The sequence below is a fragment of the Streptomyces sp. CNH287 genome, from assembly GCF_000424825.1.
In genome coordinates this window covers 126,589-144,134 of record NZ_AUKQ01000012.1, presented here as the reverse complement: position 1 = coordinate 144,134, position 17,546 = coordinate 126,589, and the positions used below count along the sequence as shown (strand labels likewise).

Genomic DNA, 17,546 nt, shown 5'->3' with positions numbered 1-17,546 from the left:
TCAGCTGCCCACCGGGTGCGCGTTGAGGTAGTCCACGGCGCGGCGCATGTCGGCGTCCAGCAGGGCCAGTTGGTCGGCGGGGATCGGGCCGCGCGGCGGGCGGCAGGGGCCGCCGAACCGGCCGACGATCTCCATGCCGTGCTTGATCGCCTGCACGAACTCGGTGCGCGAGTCCCAGCGGAAGGCAGCCACCAGCGGCTCGTACAGCGCGCGGGCCTCCGCGAGCCTGCCCTGCCGCGCCAGCTCGAAGAGGTGCGCGGACTCGGCGGGGAAGACGTTCGGGAAGCCCGCGAACCAGCCGGTGGCGCCCATCAGCAGCGCCTCCAGTGCCACATCGTCCGCACCGGCGACCACGGTCAGGTCGGGGGCCAGCTCGCGGAGTTCGAGGACGCGGCGCACGTCGCCGGAGAACTCCTTGACGGCGACCACGTTGTCCAGCTTGGCGATCTCCGCGACCATCTCCGGCGTCATGTCGACCTTGGTGTCGATCGGGTTGTTGTACGCCATCACCGGCAGGCCGACGCTGGCGACCTGCTCGAAGTGGTGCAGCACCTCGGCGGTGTTGGCGCGGTAGACGGTGGGCGGCAGGCACAGCACGCCGTCCGCGCCGTCCTCGGCGGCCCGCTCGGCCCACTCGCGGGCCTGGTGGGCGCCGACGCCGTGCACGCCGACGACCACGATGCCGTCGTCACCGACCGCCTCTATCGCCGTACGGGCGACCGCGCGGCGCTCCTCGTCGGTGAGCGAGGAGTACTCGCCGAGGGAGCCGTTCGGGCCGACGCCGCGGCAGCCGTTGTCCACGAGCCAGCGGCAGTGCTCGGCGTAGCGGTCGAGGTCGACGCGCAGCCCGGCGGGCGCGCTCGGGTCCTCGGCGTAGGGCAGCGCGGTGGCCACGATGACTCCGTCGAGCTTCTCCTGCGTCATTCCTGCTCCTCATGTTGTGCGGGTGGTACGGGTGGTACGGGTGGTTCCGGGTGTGCGGGTGGTACCGGGTGTGCGGGTGGTACCGGTGATTCCGGTCGTTCCGGTGGTGGTTCGGCGGGTTCGGCGAGTTCGCCCAGCCGCAGAGGCGCGGCCAGCGGACGCCGGGCGAACGCCGCGCCGGGGTCCGGCAGTCCGGTCAGCTCCGCGACGTTGCGTCCGCAGATCCGTCCCTGGCAGGGGCCGAGCCCCGCCCGGCTGACCAGCTTCACCGAGCGGACGCCCAGCGCGTCCCGCTCCTCGACGGCCCGGCACAGCTCGCCGTGGCCGACCTCTTCGCAGCGGCATACGAGGGTGTCCTCGCGCAGCCACCCCTGCCAGCCGGGCCGCACCGGGTACGCGCGCCCCAGCGCGGCGGCGAACCGCCGCCCGGAGCGGACCCGGCGCAGCGCCCGCGCGGGCGGGCCCGGCCGGGCGCCCGCCACGCGAGCCCCCGCCACGCGGGCGGCGGCCGTACCGGCGACGGTGCCCTCGTCGGCGGACAGCACCGCGCCGCCGATCCCGGTCAGCTCGCCTGCCGCGAACACCCCGGGCACCGAAGTGGCCTGTGCGGTGTCCACCGCGACGAAGCCGTCCCGGATCTCGCAGCGGGCGGAGACGGCGAGTTCGAGCTGCGGGGTGAAGCCGAAGCCGACGCACACGGCGTCCGCCTCGATCCGCCGCTCGCTGCCCGGCACGCGGTTCCAGTCCCGGTCCAGCCGCGCCCACGTGACCGCTTCGACCCGGTCGGTGCCGTGCGCCTCGACGACGGTGCTGCGGCGGTGGTACGGGATGCGGTGGCGGGCCAGGTGCGCCGCGTACCCGGCGAGTTCGCCGGTCTTGCCGCGCCCGGCGAGCAGGCCGGCGGGCTCGGTCAGCCAGCCCGCGGCCGGGTCGTTGGCCTCCAGGATGCCCAGCACCCGGGAGCCGACGGCGGTCAGCGAACGGGCGACCGGCAGCAGGAAGGGGCCGGTGCCGGCCAGCAGCACCCGCTCGCCGACGCGTACGCCCTGCCCCTTGGCCATCGCCTGGGCCGCGCCCGCCGTGCACACCCCGGGCAGCTCCCAGCCGGGGAAGGGCAGGGCGCGGTCGTAGGCGCCGGTGGCGAGGACGAGGGCGGGGGTGTCCACGGTGCGTCCGCGCCGTCCGGGGCCGTCGGCGGGGCCGGTGCGCAGGTGCACGCGGTGCCCGCCGGGGGCGGCCTCCAGGGCCCAGACCACGGAGTCCGGCAGGTGCTCCACCCCGGCCGGCAGGGCGAACCGTTCCTGCGGGGGCCGGGCCACGTCCTGTTCGAGACCGCTCTGTACGGGACCGTTCTGTCCGAGGCCGTTCTGCCGGTGGTACTGGCCGCCGAGCGCGGCGCCGGAGTCGACGAGCAGCACCGCGGCGCCCGCCCCGGCCGCCGCCCGCGCGGCGGCCATCCCGGCGGGCCCGCCGCCGACCACCACGACGGGCACCCGCTCCGGCGCGGTGCCGGGCGGGCCGCCCCGCGCGCCGCTCATGAGGGCAGCTCCGCGCCGTGCTGCACCCGCACGTCGTCGCCCTCGGCCAGCAGCCGCTGGCACGCGCGTACGTCGGGCACGCCGTTGACCACGACCAGGCAGTCGTAGCAGACGCCGATCCCGCAGAAGATGCCGCGCGGCCTGCCCTCGCCGCGGGTCGTGCGCCAGGAGGCGCGGCCCTGCTCCAGCAGCAGTCCGGCCACCGTCTGGCCCGGCACCGCCGCGACCTCGTCCCCGTCCACCCGCACCCTCATGCCGCTGCCCTGCCTTCCTCGATCACCGCGGGGCGGCCCACCCGGAAGGGGGCCGGGTCCACCACCGGCCGCGCGCCGGTCCACAGTTGGGCCAGCAGCTGCCCGGTGGCCGCCGCCAGGCCGATGCCCGCGCCTTCGTGCCCCGTCGCGTGCCACAGCCCGGGCAGCCGCGGGTCCTCGCCGATGACCGGCAGATGGTCGGGCGCGTACGGGCGGAACCCGCCGTACGCGCGCATCACCGGCACCCGGTCCAGCACCGGGAACAGCCCGAGCGCCTTGCGGGCCAGCTCCCGCAGTACCTCGACGCGCACCGACTCGTCGAAGCCGGCGCGCTCGCGGCTGGAGCCGATCAGCACCGTGCCCGCCCGCGTCGACTCGACGACGGTGGAGGTCTGGAGGTCGGCGTCGCCACTGGCGACCGCGCCGACGTAGTCGGCGTCGTACACCTTGTGCCGCACGGTGCCCTCCGGCAGCGGGCCGGTGACCAGCACCATGCCGCGCCGGGGCAGTACGGCCACGGGCGCGCCCGCCGCCGCCGCGAAGTGCCCGGCCCAGGGGCCGCAGGCGTTCACCACCGCGCCGCAGGGGATCACCCCGCCGTCGGTACGGACACCGCTGACGGCGCCCGACGCCCCGGTGGCCACACCCAGGGCACGCACCCCGGAGCGGACCTCGCCGCCCCGGGCGCGGACGGCGGCCAGCAGCGTCGTCGCCGCCAGGACCGGCTGGAGCTGGGCGTCCTCGGGGTAGTGGAGGGCGGTGGTGAGCTGCCGGGTGAGCTGCGGTTCCAGGGCGGCGGCCTGCTCGGCGCCGATCTCCTCGGCCCGGACACCGGCTCCGCGCTGCGCGTCGGCGAAGGCCCGCAGCGGCGCCACGGCCTCCTCGGTGGTGGCCACCACGAGCCCGCCCTTGGCGTCCCACTCCGCCTCGGCGAGGCCGGGGCCCAGCTCCTCGCGCAGTGCGGCCAGCAGTTCGGGCCAGCGGCGCCGGGAGACCTGGGCCAGCTCCAGTTCGGGGCCCGGCCCCTTGTCGGAGACCAGGACGTTCCCCTCGCCGGCCGCCGTGGTGCCGGCGGCGGGCGCGCCGCGGTCCAGCACGCACACCCGCAGGCCGGACGCGCTGAGCGCCTCGGCACAGGCCGCGCCGATGACGCCCGCGCCGACCACCACGGCGTCGGGGGCCGGGGCGGGGCGTGCGGCACCGCGTACGGCACCGCGTGCGGCAGAAGCTGGAGTCACCATTGATCTCACCTCCGTTCATTTAAATGAACGCTGCGAGACTATGGACCGCCCACGGCAGCGTCAACCCCCCAGTTTCCTCCGGTTCACTCCACCCGCCGCGGCGGCCGGGACGGCGCAGCTGCCCGCCGGGGCCTCGGGACCCGCGTCCGCCGGGTACTCCAGCATCAGGACGGAGGCGACCGGGCCGTCCACGGTCTCGTAGACGTGCGGGGCCTGCGCCGCGAAGCAGACGTAGTCCCCCGGCCCCAACTCGTACGGCGCCTCCGGCGGGCCCACCCTGAGCTGGCCGGATATCACCACGACGTGCTCACGGCCGGGATGCCCCTCGGAGTGCTGGGTCTCCCCCGGGCGCACCCGCTGGTCGTACAGTTCCAGCACCCGGTCGGTCACGTCCATGCGGCGCAGCATGCGCAGATCCACCGCATTGCTGCTGAGCACCTCCAAGCCGCTGGAGCGTACGAGCAGGACGTCCGGGTCGGTCTGCTCCGTCAGCAGCGAAGAGACCGGCACACCCAGAGCGTTCGACAAACTGAACACTGTCTCGATCGTCGGGTTGCCCGGCCGGGACTCCAGCTGCGACAGCGTGCCCTTCGCTATGCCGGAGCGCCGCGCCAGCTCCGACAGTGTGATCCCGGCGCGCTCCCGCAGCATCCGCAGGTTCGTCGCCAGAATGCGCCCGGCCTTTTCCTGAGCCACCCCGGCCCCCTCTCGGCTAAGGGCTGCCCCGCCGTCCCCGGCGGATCAGCCCTGGAGAGGCTACCCGGACCCCGCGCGGCGGGGCGGAACGCGCAGGCGGTCACCGCGGGCGGCGTCGGCGGCGGCTGGGGCGGTGGGACCATGGGCCGCGGCGGGACGGCACGGCGAAGGGACGCGGCAGCGTGGTGACGGGTCATCTGCTCGTGCTCGGCGGCACCGGCGAGGGGCGCCGCCTCGCCGACGTGCTCGCCCGTACGCCCGGCGGCCCCCGCGTCACCAGCTCGGTCGCGGGCCGGACCGCCGGGCCGCGGCTGCCCGGCGGCAGCGTACGCAGCGGCGGCTTCGGCGGCCCCGAGGCGCTCGCCCGCTGGCTCACCGCGCACGGGGTGAGCGCCGTCGTGGACGCCACCCACCCCTTCGCCTCGGCCGTCACCCGCAACGCCGCGCACGCCTGCGCCGCCACCGGCACCCCGCTGCTGGTCGTCCGCCGGCCGGGCTGGACACCGGTGCCCGGCGACCGCTGGGTGCCCGCCGCCTCGCTGGCGGAGGCGGCCGGACTGCTGCCCGCGCTGGGACGGCGGGTGTGGCTGACGACCGGACGACAGGGGGTCGCCGCGTTCGCCGGGCTGGACCGGCACTGGTTCCTGATCCGGTCGGTGGACCCGCCCGAGCCGCCGCTGCCGCCGCACGTGCGGCTGCTGCCCGGCCGGGGCCCGTACACCCTCGCGGGCGAACGGGCGCTGCTGCGCGAGCACTCGGTGGAGGTGCTGGTCACCAAGGACAGCGGCGGGGACGCCACCGCCGCGAAGCTGACCGCCGCGCGGGAGGCGGGGGTGCCGGTGGTGATGGTGCGCAGACCGCCGCTCCCGGCGGGGGTGACGGCGGTGGCGGACGTGTCGGGCGCCCTCGGCTGGCTCAGGCGGCGGGGCGGCCTGCCGGGCCTTGGCGGTCCTGGGCCGGGCGGCGCAGCAGGTACGTGTCCATGATCCAGCCCTTCTCCTCCCGGGCCCGCGCCCGCATCGCGGTGATCCGCTCCGCGACCTCGTCCAGCGGCCCGGCGACCAGCAGTTCGTCCGGCGTCCCGAGGTACGCGCCCCAGTAGATCCACAGGCCGGTGCCGAGGTGGCCCGTGAACGCCTGGTGCGCGTCCAGCATCACCACCACGTCGTCCGCCCCCTCCGGCCAGCCCGCCGCGAGCCGCCGCCCCGTGGTGATCTGCACCGGGCGGCCCACCTGGTTGAGCCCCGTACCGTGCGCGGCGGCCAGCGCCGAGACGCTGCTGATGCCCGGGATCACCTCGGAGCCGAACTCGACCGAGCCCCGGTCGCGGACCTCCTCCAGCGCGGCAAGCGTGCTGTCGTAGAGCGCCGGGTCGCCCCAGACCAGGAACGCACCGCAGCCGTCCGGCGGCAGTTCGTCGCGCAGCGCGGCCTCGTAGAGGTCGGCCCGGCGCCGCCGCCACTCGTCGACGGCGCCCGCGTACGCCGCCGGGGCCGCGCTCCGGTCGCGCTCGGGGTCGCGCACCTCGACCACCCGGTACGGCTGCTCCGCGTGCCGCTCCAGGATGAGCTGCCGCAGCCCGGCCAGGTCCTGCTTCTGCGGCCCCTTGTCCACGAGGAAGAAGACGTCGGCACGGGCGAGGGCCCGGACGGCCTGGAGGGTCAGCTGGTCGGGGTCGCCCGCGCCGATGCCGATGACGAGGATGTGTCGCATGCCGCGAGTGTGCCGCACCCGCGCCGGGCCGCCCGGACGGGGTGTCCGTCCGGGCGCCCGCGGCCGGCGCTCAGCGCCTGTCGGGTGCCTGCCCGTCCTCCCCGGGTTCGTACTTGTAGCCGACCCGGCGGACGGTGACGATGCGGTGCCGGTGCGGAGCGCCGATCTTGCGCCGCAGCCGGGCGATGTGCACGTCGACGGTACGGCCGTCCCCCACGAAGGAGTGGCCCCAGACGGCCTCCGTCAGCCGGGTGCGCGAGTGCACGCGGTACGGGTGCGCGACCAGGTGGGCCAGCAGCTCGAACTCCAGGTAGGTCAGCTCGAGTTGCCTGCCGTCGACCGCCGCCGTGTAGCACTCGCGGTCGATCCGCACGCCCTCCCCGTCCGTCGGCACCGGTGCCGGCGGACGGGGAGGCAGAGGCAGAACCATGACGTGGGCGGTGGACTGCTGCACGCTGCTGCTCCTTCGCGGGGGACGGATCGGGCTCAGGCGCCGGGCGCCTGTGCGGGTTCCGGGGCGGGGGCGGGCGCACCGCCGGGCGTACCGCCGGGCAGCGGCGTGTAGTGGGCAGCGTCGTCGCCTTCGAGCACCTCGCTGAGGCGGCCGTCGACGCCGACCGGCACGTCCCCGGCAACCGTCACCCGGTGCAGGAGCCGCGGGAGGTCGCCGTAGTCGTCGGGCGCGTAGTGCTGGGTGATCCGGTTGTCGAAGAGCACCAGGTCACCAGGTGCCCAGGTCCAGCGCACGATGTTCTCCGGGCGGGTGACGTACGACTGGAGGATGCGCAGCAGCTCGCGCGACTCGGACGCGGAGAGGCCGACGATGCTCTGCGCGAACCCGCCGATGAACAGGCCGCGTTCGCCGCTCTCGGGATGCACCCGGACCACCGGATGGGCGGTGCGGTACTTGCGGGAGACGAACTGCGCGCGGTGCGCCGCCGCCTTGTCGCTCGGCGGCGCGACCGCCGCGTAGTCGTAGTCGTTGGTGTGCACGGCGCGCAGCTCGTCGGCCAGCCGGCGCAGCGGCCCGGGCAGGTCCTGGTAGGCGGCGGCGCTGTTGGCGATCAGCGTGTTCCCGCCGTACGGGGGGACGACCAGCGCGCGCAGCGTGCTCGCCTTGGGCGGCGTACGGAGGAAGGTGACGTCGGTGTGCCAGCGGTTGGCCCGGATGCCGCCGTCGCCGTCGACCGGGAGGATCTGCGGGCTGCCCTCGACGGAGGGCACCGTGGGGTGGGCGGCGGTCAGTTCGCCGAAGAGCGAGGCGAAGCGCAGCTGCGCGGCGTCGTCGAAGGTGTCGGGGCGCTGCTTGCGGAAGAAGAGCGCCTTGTGTTCCAGGAGCGCGGCATTGATCTCGGCGACGACGGCGGGGTCGAGCGTGCCGGACAGGTCGACGCCGACGATCTCGGCGCCGATCCGGCCGCCTACCTTGCGGACGTCGTACGCGGTGCTGGTGGTCATGGTGTGTTCCTCTCGGGTGCGGGTCTGTGCGGTGCGGGTCCGTGCGGTGCGGGTCTGTGCGGTGCGGGTCTGTGCGGTAGGTCTGTGCGGTGCGGGGTCAGGCGGGAAGGGCGGCGGCGAGGCCCGGTGCGAGCCGGTTCGCCGGGCGGGCGAGGCCGTAGTGCTCGCGGAGCGTGCGGCCGGTGTACTCGGTGCGGAAGAGCCCGCGCCGTTGCAGCAGCGGCACCACCTGGTCGACGAAGTCCTCCAGTCCGCCGGGCAGATGGGGAGGCATGACGTTGAAGCCGTCGGCGGCGCCGCCGGTGAACCACTCCGCGAGCTGGTCCGCGATCTGCTCGGGCGTTCCCGCGAAGACCCGGTGGCCGCGTCCGCCGCCGAGCCGGGCGATGACCTGCCGGATGGTGAGATCGTCGCGCCGGGCCAGTTCGCGCACCAGGGTGAAGCGGCTCTTGTTGCCGTTGATGTCGCGCTCCTCGGGCAGCGCGGGCAGCGGCCCGTCCAGCGGCAGTCCGAAGAGGTCGACGCCGAGCATGCCGGACAGCTGCTGCCGTCCGTATTCAGGAACCTGAAGATCCGTCAGTTCCTGTTCCAGCGCGCGTGCTTCGGCCTCGGTGCCGCCGATGACGGGGCAGATGCCGGGCAGGATCTTCACCTGGTCGGGCGTACGGCCGTGCCGCGCGAGCCGCCCCTTGAGGTCCCGGTAGAAGGACTGCCCGTCGGCCAGGGTCTGCTGCGCGGTGAAGACGGCCTCGGCGTGCCGGGCGGCGAACTCCTTGCCGTCCTCCGACGATCCGGCCTGCACCAGCAGCGGGTAACCCTGCGGCGGACGCTGGACGTTGAGCGGCCCGGCGACCCGGAAGTGCTCGCCCTGGTGGGCGATCTCGTGGATGCGGTCGCCCTCCGCGTACACGCCGCGCTCCCGGTCGATGACGACCGCCTCGTCCTCCCAGCTGTCCCACAGCTTGGTGGTGACGTCGAGGAACTCGTCGGCGCGCTGGTAGCGCAGCCGGTGGGCGGGGTGCTCCTCGTAGCCGAAGTTGCGCGCCTCGCCGACGTTGCCGGAGGTGACGATGTTCCAGCCCGCCCGGCCCCCGCTGAGGTGGTCGAGGGAGGCGAAGGCGCGTGCGACGGTGTACGGCTCGTGGAAGGTGGTCGAGACGGTGGCGATCAGCCCGACGTGCTCGGTGCTCGCGGCCAGGGCAGAGAGCAGGGTGAGCGGTTCGAAGCCGCCGACCGCGTTGTAGCGGGCGTTGCCCGGCAGGGTCAGGCCGTCGGCGAGGAAGAGCGAGTCGAGACGGCCGCGTTCGGCGATCCGCGCCAGTTCCTGGAAGTGCGCCAGGTCGGTGAGCCGTTCGGGACGGGTGCGCGGATGCCGCCAGGCGGCGTCGTGGTGGCCGACACCCATGAGGAAGGCGTTCAGATGGAACTGCCGGGGTGGATCGGTGCGGGTCATGGCGGTCCTCGGGCTCGGAGGTACGGGGTGCGGGTGCGGTACGGGTGCAGTGCGGGTGCGGGTGCGGGTGCGGTCAGCTGCCCGGCTGCGTGCGCCAGCCGGTGAGGCGGCGTTCGAGGGTCAGCAGCACCTGGTTGAAGGTCACGCCGATGGCCGAGATGGTGATGATCGCGGCGTACATCTGCGGGATGGCGAAGTTGAACTGCGAGGAGTTGATGAGGTAGCCGAGCCCGGCCTTGGCGCCCACCATCTCGGCGGCGATCAGGACGAGGATGGCGGCGCCCCCGGAGAGCCGGATACCGGTGAAGATCGTCGGCAGCGAGGCGGGCAGGATCACCTTGCGGAAGACCTGCGGCGCCGAGAGGTCCATCGTGCGGGCCAGCCGCAGCAGCGTCGGATCGACGGTCCGTACGGCGCTGATGGTGTTCAGCAGGATCGGCCAGGTGCAGGCGTACAGCACGATGGTGATCTTCGAGGTCTCGCCGATGCCCAGCAGCAGGACGAAGACCGGCAGCAGGGCCAGGGCGGCGGTGTTCCGGAAGATCTCCAGCACCGGGGTGAGCAGTTCCGCCACGAAGCGGTACCAGCCGATCAGCAGCCCCAGCGGCACCGCGATCAGCACCGCCAGCCCGAACCCGGCGGCCGAACGGGCCAGGCTCGCGCGGGTGTGGGAGGCCAGCTGGCCGTCGGAGGCCAGGCCCCACCAGGCGTCCGCCACCTCGCTGAGCGGCGGCAGGAAGGTGGGGTCCACCAGCCCGGCGCGCGGCGCGGCCTCCCACAGACCGAGCAGCAGCACCACCACCCCGGTCCGGGTGAGCAGCGTCAGCAGCAGCCCGGCGCCGCGACGTCCGGCGCGGGCGAGGCGGCTGCGCCGCCGGGGCGGGGACGCCGCCGGTTCTGCGGGGCGTACCGCCTCCCCGTGGGCCGGGCGCGGCGGGGCCGGTGCGGGCGCCTCGTCCGTCTTGACCACTGTCACACTCACGGCGCGACCGCCTCCTTCTCCTGCTGCTGTGCTCGGGTGACCTCGTCGTGCAGCAACTCCCAGATGCGGTGCCGGTGCCGGGCGAACTCCGGGCTGGAGCGCAGGTCGGAGACGCTCGTGCGGGCCTCCAGGCCGATCGGCACGACCTCCTTGATCCGGCCGGGCCGCGAGGTGAGGACGGCGACCCGCTGCCCCAGGTAGACGGCCTCGTCGATGCCGTGCGTGATGAAGACGACGGTCTTGCCCGTCCGCTCCCAGATCCGCAGCAGCTCGTCCTGGAGCGACTCCCTGGTCTGCGCGTCCAGCGCGGCGAACGGCTCGTCCATCAGCAGCACGTCCGGGTCGTACGCGAGGCTGCGCGCGATGGCGACACGCTGCTTCATCCCGCCGGACAGCTCCTGCGGATGGCGGTCCTCGAAGCCGGACAGGCCTACCAGGTCGAGGTACTCGCGGGCCCGTTCGGCCCGCTCCCGGCGGGGCACGCCGGTGGCTTCCAGCCCGAAGGCGACGTTGCCCAGTGCGGTGCGCCAGGGCAGCAGCGCGTACTGCTGGAAGACGATGCCCCGGTCGAGGCCGGGTCCGGTCAGCGGCCGGCCGTCGAGCAGGATCTCGCCGCCGGTGGGCCGGGTCAGGCCGCCCAGCAGGTCGAGGAGGGTGGACTTGCCGCAGCCGCTGGGGCCCACCAGCACGGTGAACTCGCCCTCGGGTATGTCCAGGTCGATGTCCTGGAGGGCGGCGACGGGGCTGCCGCCCTTGCGGCCCCGGACGGGGAAGGTCTTGCCGACCCCCCGGAAGCTGATCTTCGCGGACGGACGGGATGGCTTCGTGGCACTCACCGGGCTCACGTTCCCTTCCGCTGGTAGGCCGGACCGCTGTCCGGCCGGGCACCCTTGCGGCTGTTGCCGTTGAACTCGTTGGTGTAGGCGTCGGAGACCTTGACCGCGCCCCGCTCGATGTCGCCCCGGTCCGCCAGCCAGTCGGCCCAGAAGCCCAGTTCCTTCTCGGCGATGCGGCCACCGGGCTCGGCCACCCCGTAGGACTGCCAGTACTGGAGCGGCGCGGCGTCCTCGTTGCGTCCGCGCTTGGCGACGATCTCGGTCATCCGGTCGATGACCTCCTCGCGGGGTTTGCCGCGGGACCAGTCGATCGCCTTGCCGACCCCGGTGACAAAGGCGCGCGAGGTGTCCGGGTTGCGCTCCAGGAAGCGGTCCGCGATCACGTAGGTGCCGGCGCTGAACGCGCCGAGGATCTCGTAGTCGCTGAACAGCTCCCGTACGGCGCCCCGTTCGCGGGCCTTGTCGCGCAGGACGCCGCTGAGCGCGGCGACCCCGATCTGCCCCTGGCGCAGCGACTGTTCGAGGTTGACCGGCGGGATGGCGATCGGCTGCGCCCGTTCGGCCTCGGACGCGGAGAGCCCCTCGCCCCGCAGGTAGATGTCGAGCACGGCCTCGGCGTGGCCGCCGAGGGTGTTCATGCCCACGCGCTGGCCCAGCACGTCGCGCGGCGTGCGCGGTCCGCCCTCGCCGAGCACGTAGAAGCCGTTGTAGGCGCGCTTGTCGGAGCCGTAGTAGGAGATGACGGCGGTGACGGGGGCGCCCGTCGAGGCGAGTTTGACCACGGCCCCGTTGAAGGCGCCGCCGATGTCGACCTGTCCGGTCGCGGCCGACTGGATGTCCTGCGGGCCGCTGGTGGTGTTGCCGACCCAGTCGAGCTTTACGTCCTCCAGGTAGCCCAGATCGGCGGCGAGTTCGGGCGGGGTGACCTGCCCGGCCCAGCCCTGGTAGCGGATGGTGTCCGTCTTCTTGACGCCGCCGCCCACCGCGGAGCCGCAGCCCGCCGTGAGCGCGGCGGCCCCGGCCAGCGCGAGGAAGGACCTTCGGCTGGTGGTGCTCCTGCCCGTGTGGTTCCTGGTCCTAGGCAAGGCGGGCCACCACCGGACTGACGGGCAGGGACTCGACGAACTCCTCGATGCCTTCGTACAGCCGCAGTTCCGCCTCCGCGGTCAGCGCGGCCCGGCCGTCGGCGGTGCGTTCGATCGAACTGTCCAGCAGGAACAATCCGTTGACCACATGGCGGGCGCGCAGGGCGGCCAGCACGGGGCGCAGGGCGTAGTCGATGGCGAGCAGGTGGGCCAGTGTGCCGCCGGTGACCAGCGGCAGTACGGTCTTGCCCGCGAGGCCGTCCTGCGGCAGCAGGTCGAGGAACCCCTTGAGCAGGCCGGTGTAGGACGCCTTGTAGACGGGGGTGGCCACGATGACGCCGTCGGCCATGGCGACGCGGTCGAGGGCGGAGCGGATCTGGGGTGTCTCGGTGCGTCCGGCCAGCAGATCCGCGGCGGGCAGGTCCCGTACGGCGAGGTGGGCGGCGTCGAAACCGCTGAGCGAGAGCCGCTCCAGCACGTGGCCGATGACCAGTGCGGTGCGCGACTTGGGGGACGGACTTCCTGATACGGCGAGCAGGGGGGTCATGCACGGCTCCGCGGTGTGGTGAATCACGAAAAGGGCAGGAGAAAGCCCAGCGATGACCAAGGGGAATTCCGCGCGCCGAAATACGCCCCTCTTCAGGGCGGGTCGAACGGGGAATTCGATGACGAGGTGTCGGCGGCAGTGCCCGTAAGCCCTCAAGGCGGCCGTTCAGCCGCGCCGGGAAGGGGGTGTGAGCGCTGCTACCGCGCCACCGCGGCGGCCCTGAGCTGCTGATCCGAGCAAGCGGGGGAGATCAGGGAGAGCAGGACGGAGGGGGCGCCGGGCGCGGAAAGGTCAGCTGGACGCAGGTCAGCGGCCGGCGGCACAAAGCGCGCTGGCGTGACGTCGCAGATCGACGTGCAGACGCGATACGAGAATCTCAGCTTGACTCACAGAAGGGAGCATGCCAGCCAATCCGGCGTGGAGTCAATGAATATGACAAGCGTCTCGTTATGCGGAATAGCGGCGTGGACTGACGGTCCGTCAGGCATCGTCCCCCGGGGTCCGGGGCGCGACACCGGGTGCGTACGAGCGGGCGAGCCGGGTACCCGGGGGACAGACCGGAACGGACGTCACGATTCGTGAAAGTCAGGTGTGCTGGGTTGACAGTGCGCACGAATCCGATTCGTCAAGTCCCCACGGGGAATGACCCGTTGCGTACGGGGAGGACCCGTCAACCACGAGGGGGAGTGGGAAGCATGCACACGAACGACCGAAGCACCCGGCGCAGAGCACGTGTCGAGTACGCCCTGCCGCCGCAGGACGCGTCCGCCCGGTGGGCGCGGCGGCTGACGGCCGGGTTCCTGGGCGGCTCCCGCACACCCCCGGAGGCGGCGCGCCATCTCGACGAGGCGGCGCTGGTCGTCTCCGAACTGGTCACCAACGCCACGCTGCACGGGCACGGCAGGTGCCGCCTGCGGCTGAGCAGCGCGGCGGGCTGCCTGACCATAGAGGTGCACGACCACGGCCCCGGCGGCCCCGTCCTGCGCGCGGCCCAGGCCGACGCGGAGGGCGGCAGGGGCATCGCGCTGGTCCGCTGCCTCACCCAGCAGCTGGACGTGACCCCGCACGCGCGCGGCGGCAAGACGGTACGGGCGGTCCTCGCCACGGCGTGACGGCCCGCGGGGAGCCGTACGGCGGGGCCCGGGGCGCCCGCCGTACGGCAGCACAGGGGGTGCGTCCGGCGGGGCGGGTCACTCCACCCGCGGCTCGTCGTCACCCTCGTCGTCGGGCAGGTGCACGTCCCCGATCGCCACGTTCACCTCGACGACCTCCAGCCCCGTCATCCGCTCCACCGCCGCGATGACGTTCTCCCGGACGTCGCGCGCCACGTCCGTGATGGGCACCCCGTACTCCACCACCAGGTCCAGATCGAGCGCCGTCTGCCGCTCACCGACCTCGACCTTCACCCCGCGCCCGACGTTCGGCCGCCCGCCTGGCACCCGCTCCCGTACGGCGCCCAGCGTGCGGGACAGCCCGCCGCCCATGTCGTGCACGCCGGGTACCTCGCGCGCCGCCATGCCCGCGATCTTCACCACCACCACGTCGGCGATGGAGGTGCGCCCGCGCGTCGCCGCGGGCTGCTCCGGCCCGGTCGCCCCGGCCCGCAGCGTGGTGCCCGCGTCCGCTCCGCCGGCGTCCCTCCCCGGGACCTTCGGGCTCGCGGCGGCCGGGGAGCTGGGGGAAGCTGTACCTGTCGTCATGGGAGGTCTCCTCGGTGATCTCGTCCGTGGTCTGGCCGGTGGTCTCGCCGGTTTCGCGGCCCGGCTCGTACGTGCTGTCACTGGATTGGACACCCCGGCGCGCGGGTCGTCACGCGGAATCGGCGGATATTCTCACCGCCCGTGTGCACACCATGACGGGACGGCCACGGTGTGAAGGAGGCGGTGCGTGTCCCAGGACCACCCGGCGCAGCGCGCCGCGCCGCGCCCGGCCGCCCCCACCGGCCGCCCGGACGACGCGCTGCTCGCGGTCCGCGCGGGCGAGGGCGACGAGGGCGCGTTCGAGATCCTGGTGCGGCGGCACGGCCAGGTGCTGCTCCAGCTGGCGTACCGGCTGCTGGGCAACCGCGCCGACGCCGAGGACGCCGTACAGGAGTCGTTCGTGAACGCCTGGCGCCGCCTGCCGGAGTTCCGCGGCGAGTCCGCCTTCCTCACCTGGATGTACCGCATCGTCACGAACCGGTGCCTCAACCTGCTGCGCGCCCGCCGCCCCACCACCGACCTGGACACCCTGCCGGAACCGGCCGCGCCGGAACACGCGACGTCCCCGGTGCGGGCGGCCGAGTCGTCCGCCGCGCTCGACGCGCTCTACGGTGTGCTGTCGCGGCTGCCCGCCGACCAGCGCGCCTGCTGGGTGCTGCGCGAGCTGCACGGGCTGTCGTACGACGACATCGCCGACGCGGTGGGCATCAGCCACGCCGCCGTACGGGGCCGCATCTTCCGCGTACGGCGCTATCTGACGGAGGCGATGGGCGCATGGCGCTGAGCGCGAACCCGGGAACGCCCGAGGACGAGGAGCCGCTGCCGTGCGGCCGTACGCTCCACGAGCTGTGGGACGCCTGGGACGAGGACCGGGCCGCCTCGGACCCGCACTTCGCCACCTGCCCGCACTGCACCGCGGCGCTGGAGCGGCTGCGGGCGCTGGACGAGTTCGTGCGCTCCGCGCGCGCGGCGGACGAGGCCGAGGCGCGGCAGGCGAACGAGCCGGGGCAGCCGGGCGGCGGCACGGGCGGCGCCGACGCTTTCACCGCGCGGGTGATGGACATCGTGCGGCTGGAGCTGCGGCCGGGCCGCTCGCTCCCGCTGGGCGAACCGGACGAGGACGCCTGGATCGTGGAGGCCGCAGCGGCCAAGACCTTCCGCGCGGCGGCCGAGACGCTGCCGGGCGTACGGGCGGGCAGCTGCCGCATCGCGCCGCACGCGGACGGGGCCGGGGCCGGGTCCGGGTCCGGGTCCGGACCCGCATCGCTGCTGAGCCGCTCGCGGGGCACGCTGCCGCGCGGCCCGGTCCGGGTCCGGCTGGAGGTGGCGGCCGACCTCTCCCAGCCGGTCCCGGAGGTGGCCGAGGCGGTACGCCGCAAGCTGGCCGACGCGGCGCGGGACGTGATCGGGCTGGACGTGCGGGCCATCGACGTCGCGGTCGTCGACCTCATCGACGAACCGGCCGACGACGGGCCGACCGGCGAGGGACCGACCGGCGACAAACCGGCCGACGACGAACCGGCCGACGACGAACCGGCCGACGACGGCGGGAGGCCGTGGTGACCAGCCAGGAGACCCAGTCCCAGGTGGCCCGCGCCGCCGCCACGGCGGCCGAGGGAACCGCCGGTGTGGCCTTCCTGCGCCCCGGACTGGCCGATCTCGTACGCGGCTCGGCCGCGGCCCGCACCCTGGGCGCGTCGGCCGGCTCCCCCGGCGTACGGGTGCAGCACCGCACCGATCCGGCGGGCTGGCACGTCCACCTGCATCTCGCCGTGCTGTACGGCCATCAGGCGGCGGCGGTGACCCGGGCGGTGCGGGCGTCGGTGGAGGCGGCCGTGGCGGCGGTGCTCACGGCGCGGGCGCCCGTACGCGTGACCGTGACCGTCACCGACGTCATCTGACCGCGGTGGCCTGCGGTCCGGGGTTCACGCCGCCGGGGCCGCGCCCGGGGCGGCGTCGGGGTCCGCTTCCGCGGGCGGCGGCCCGAGGCGCAGCAGGCTGAGTGCCTCGGGCCGGGCGATGCCGGGGAGGCACAGGGACCACATGGTGCGGACCTGCTCGTCGAGGTCCTGGCGGCCGGTGATGATGTGACTCAGGGTCTGGACGCCGGTGAAGAACCCGACCAGGATCTGGGCGGTCGGCTCAGGCCGGATCGCGGGTTGCAGCTCGGCGGCCTCCCGGGCGGATTCCAGCACCGCGCTGACCGCGGCCAGCTGGGGCGTGTAGCTGCCGGGCCGCTGGAAGGGCCCGGGCTCCATCGACAGCCGCACCCCGGCGCGCAGCACCGGGTCGGTACGCAGACCGCGGGAGTAGGCGTACGAGGTGTCGACGAGGAACTGGAGCCAGAGGCCCTGGAACGGCCTCCCCCCGGGGGGAGCCACGGCCTCGGACATCTGCTGGAAGAACGCGTTCTGGTGCTCCAGGACGGCGTGCCCGAGCGCCTTCTTGCTGGGGAAGTGGTGGTAGAAGCCCCCGCGGCTGACCTGGGCGCGTTGCTGGATGGCCGGGGTGGTGGCACCCGCGTATCCGTCCTCGTCGAAGATCTCGCCGGCGGCGTGGACAATGCGCCGGATGGTGCTGGCGGCTCGGTCCTGCACCGTGGACCACCTCCTGTTCGTCGGTCCCGACGCTACCCGCGTCGGTTGTGCACAGCCGGATCTGCGGGGAGAGGCAGGCGGCCTCAGCAGGCCGCGCTTCCCACGCACTCGGCTGGGGGCGCCGCGGCCATCGCCTCGGTGCCCCGGTCGAGGGCGGCCCAGACGCGCTTTCCGCGTTCGGCCGGTGCCCATCCGTGCTCCTCGGCCAGGGCCGCGACGAGGAGGAGTCCCCGTCCCGACTCGGCGTCCGCGGGCACGGCCTCGGGCGTGGCGGGAGGGAGGAGCGGGCTGGCGTCCGTGACGTACAGCGCGACGCGCCCCGGTTCCACGACGATCTCCAGCGTGATGGCCGCGGGGGCCGGTGCGGCGCTGGAGGCCGACACCGCGTTCGTGACGAGTTCGGAAATCACCAGGAGCGCGGTCTCGCGGATGTCGTCGGGCAGCTGCTGGGCGGACCAGCGGCGCGCCGCGAAGGGGGCTGCGGCGGTCGGCGGTAGCTGGAGACAAGTCATGGGGCTCGTT

Annotated in this window: 21 protein-coding genes and 1 pseudogene; 5 read left to right on the top strand and 17 right to left on the bottom strand. The window is 74.2% G+C overall.

Annotation, left to right across the window (positions count from 1 at the left end; genetic code table 11):
- The 5 genes from H299_RS0113490 to H299_RS0113470 are packed head-to-tail and all read right to left on the bottom strand — an operon-like array spanning position 1 to position 4,653.
- Positions 1 to 924, bottom strand: coding sequence for a dihydrodipicolinate synthase family protein (locus H299_RS0113490; protein WP_027748836.1), 924 nt, complete (start codon positions 922 to 924; stop codon positions 1 to 3).
- A complete protein-coding gene (locus tag H299_RS34000; RefSeq protein ID WP_078512707.1) occupies positions 921 to 2,462 on the bottom strand; it encodes an FAD-dependent oxidoreductase in 1,542 nt (513 codons plus the stop codon). Before H299_RS34000 ends, H299_RS0113490 begins: the two co-directional genes overlap by 4 nt.
- A complete protein-coding gene (locus H299_RS0113480) occupies positions 2,459 to 2,716 on the bottom strand; it encodes a (2Fe-2S)-binding protein (protein WP_027748835.1) in 258 nt (85 codons plus the stop codon). The genes H299_RS34000 and H299_RS0113480 overlap by 4 nt, the downstream gene beginning before the upstream one ends.
- Complete coding sequence (locus H299_RS0113475) at positions 2,713 to 3,957, bottom strand: FAD-dependent oxidoreductase (protein WP_051262435.1); 1,245 nt, start codon at positions 3,955 to 3,957, stop codon at positions 2,713 to 2,715. Before H299_RS0113475 ends, H299_RS0113480 begins: the two co-directional genes overlap by 4 nt.
- A 60-nt stretch (positions 3,958 to 4,017) precedes the next feature.
- Entirely contained in the window at positions 4,018 to 4,653 is a 636-nt protein-coding gene (locus H299_RS0113470) for an XRE family transcriptional regulator (RefSeq protein ID WP_027748833.1), read from the bottom strand.
- A 185-nt stretch (positions 4,654 to 4,838) separates the two neighbouring features.
- On the opposite strand from H299_RS0113470, the gene H299_RS0113465 reads away from it, so the two are divergent.
- Positions 4,839 to 5,639: a cobalt-precorrin-6A reductase gene (locus H299_RS0113465; RefSeq protein WP_027748832.1), complete on the top strand. Its 801-nt coding sequence runs from the start codon at positions 4,839 to 4,841 to the stop codon at positions 5,637 to 5,639.
- Here H299_RS0113465 and cobF read toward each other — a convergent pair.
- The 9 genes and pseudogenes from cobF to H299_RS40415 all read right to left on the bottom strand — a co-directional run bounded on the left by cobF (position 5,569) and on the right by H299_RS40415 (position 13,129).
- Positions 5,569 to 6,366, bottom strand: coding sequence for a precorrin-6A synthase (deacetylating) (gene cobF / locus H299_RS0113460; RefSeq protein ID WP_027748831.1), 798 nt, complete (start codon positions 6,364 to 6,366; stop codon positions 5,569 to 5,571). The two genes, H299_RS0113465 and cobF, sit on opposite strands and share 71 nt — an antisense overlap.
- 70 nt (positions 6,367 to 6,436) lie before the next feature.
- Positions 6,437 to 6,772 (bottom strand): annotated as a pseudogene (locus H299_RS33995) (winged helix-turn-helix domain-containing protein); the annotation flags it as partial.
- An 80-nt stretch (positions 6,773 to 6,852) separates the two neighbouring features.
- Entirely contained in the window at positions 6,853 to 7,824 is a 972-nt protein-coding gene (locus tag H299_RS33990; protein ID WP_078512706.1) for a TauD/TfdA dioxygenase family protein, read from the bottom strand.
- Between the two features lie 97 nt (positions 7,825 to 7,921).
- Entirely contained in the window at positions 7,922 to 9,277 is a 1,356-nt protein-coding gene (locus H299_RS0113445; RefSeq protein ID WP_027748830.1) for an LLM class flavin-dependent oxidoreductase, read from the bottom strand.
- Positions 9,278 to 9,350: 73 nt separating this feature from the next.
- Entirely contained in the window at positions 9,351 to 10,259 is a 909-nt protein-coding gene (locus tag H299_RS0113440) for an ABC transporter permease (protein WP_078512705.1), read from the bottom strand.
- Positions 10,256 to 11,095, bottom strand: a complete 840-nt coding sequence (locus tag H299_RS0113435; protein WP_051262457.1) for an ABC transporter ATP-binding protein — start codon at positions 11,093 to 11,095, stop codon at positions 10,256 to 10,258. The genes H299_RS0113440 and H299_RS0113435 overlap by 4 nt, the downstream gene beginning before the upstream one ends.
- 5 nt (positions 11,096 to 11,100) lie before the next feature.
- Positions 11,101 to 12,180, bottom strand: coding sequence for an ABC transporter substrate-binding protein (locus tag H299_RS33985; RefSeq protein ID WP_051262434.1), 1,080 nt, complete (start codon positions 12,178 to 12,180; stop codon positions 11,101 to 11,103).
- Complete coding sequence (gene ssuE, locus H299_RS0113425; RefSeq protein WP_027748828.1) at positions 12,173 to 12,727, bottom strand: NADPH-dependent FMN reductase; 555 nt, start codon at positions 12,725 to 12,727, stop codon at positions 12,173 to 12,175. The genes H299_RS33985 and ssuE overlap by 8 nt, the downstream gene beginning before the upstream one ends.
- A gap of 306 nt (positions 12,728 to 13,033) precedes the next feature.
- Positions 13,034 to 13,129, bottom strand: coding sequence for a putative leader peptide (locus H299_RS40415; protein ID WP_106965788.1), 96 nt, complete (start codon positions 13,127 to 13,129; stop codon positions 13,034 to 13,036).
- Positions 13,130 to 13,422: 293 nt separating this feature from the next.
- On the opposite strand from H299_RS40415, the gene H299_RS0113420 reads away from it, so the two are divergent.
- Positions 13,423 to 13,839, top strand: a complete 417-nt coding sequence (locus H299_RS0113420; protein WP_051262433.1) for an ATP-binding protein — start codon at positions 13,423 to 13,425, stop codon at positions 13,837 to 13,839.
- 78 nt (positions 13,840 to 13,917) lie between these two features.
- On the opposite strand, the gene H299_RS0113415 is transcribed toward H299_RS0113420, so the two are convergent.
- Complete coding sequence (locus H299_RS0113415; protein ID WP_027748826.1) at positions 13,918 to 14,427, bottom strand: Asp23/Gls24 family envelope stress response protein; 510 nt, start codon at positions 14,425 to 14,427, stop codon at positions 13,918 to 13,920.
- A 187-nt stretch (positions 14,428 to 14,614) separates the two neighbouring features.
- Here H299_RS0113415 and H299_RS0113410 point away from each other — a divergent pair, with 187 nt between their 5' ends.
- Genes H299_RS0113410 through H299_RS0113400 form a run of 3 tightly spaced genes read left to right on the top strand, consistent with a single transcriptional unit; the run spans position 14,615 to position 16,328 of the window.
- Positions 14,615 to 15,211 carry an RNA polymerase sigma factor gene (locus H299_RS0113410; RefSeq protein ID WP_051262432.1) on the top strand — a complete coding sequence of 199 codons (597 nt, stop codon included), beginning with the start codon at positions 14,615 to 14,617 and terminating at the stop codon, positions 15,209 to 15,211.
- Positions 15,202 to 15,990 carry an Asp23/Gls24 family envelope stress response protein gene (locus H299_RS33980; protein ID WP_051262431.1) on the top strand — a complete coding sequence of 263 codons (789 nt, stop codon included), beginning with the start codon at positions 15,202 to 15,204 and terminating at the stop codon, positions 15,988 to 15,990. Before H299_RS0113410 ends, H299_RS33980 begins: the two co-directional genes overlap by 10 nt.
- Entirely contained in the window at positions 15,987 to 16,328 is a 342-nt protein-coding gene (locus tag H299_RS0113400) for an Asp23/Gls24 family envelope stress response protein (protein ID WP_027748824.1), read from the top strand. Before H299_RS33980 ends, H299_RS0113400 begins: the two co-directional genes overlap by 4 nt.
- A 24-nt stretch (positions 16,329 to 16,352) precedes the next feature.
- Here the strand turns inward: H299_RS0113400 and H299_RS33975 are convergent, their stop codons facing one another.
- Positions 16,353 to 17,024 carry a ScbR family autoregulator-binding transcription factor gene (locus tag H299_RS33975; RefSeq protein WP_037758905.1) on the bottom strand — a complete coding sequence of 224 codons (672 nt, stop codon included), beginning with the start codon at positions 17,022 to 17,024 and terminating at the stop codon, positions 16,353 to 16,355.
- An 83-nt stretch (positions 17,025 to 17,107) separates the two neighbouring features.
- The gene (locus tag H299_RS33970) at positions 17,108 to 17,536 is read right to left on the bottom strand and encodes an ATP-binding protein (protein ID WP_051262430.1); all 429 of its coding nucleotides are present in this window, start codon (positions 17,534 to 17,536) and stop codon (positions 17,108 to 17,110) included.
- Positions 17,537 to 17,546: the final 10 nt, after the last annotated feature.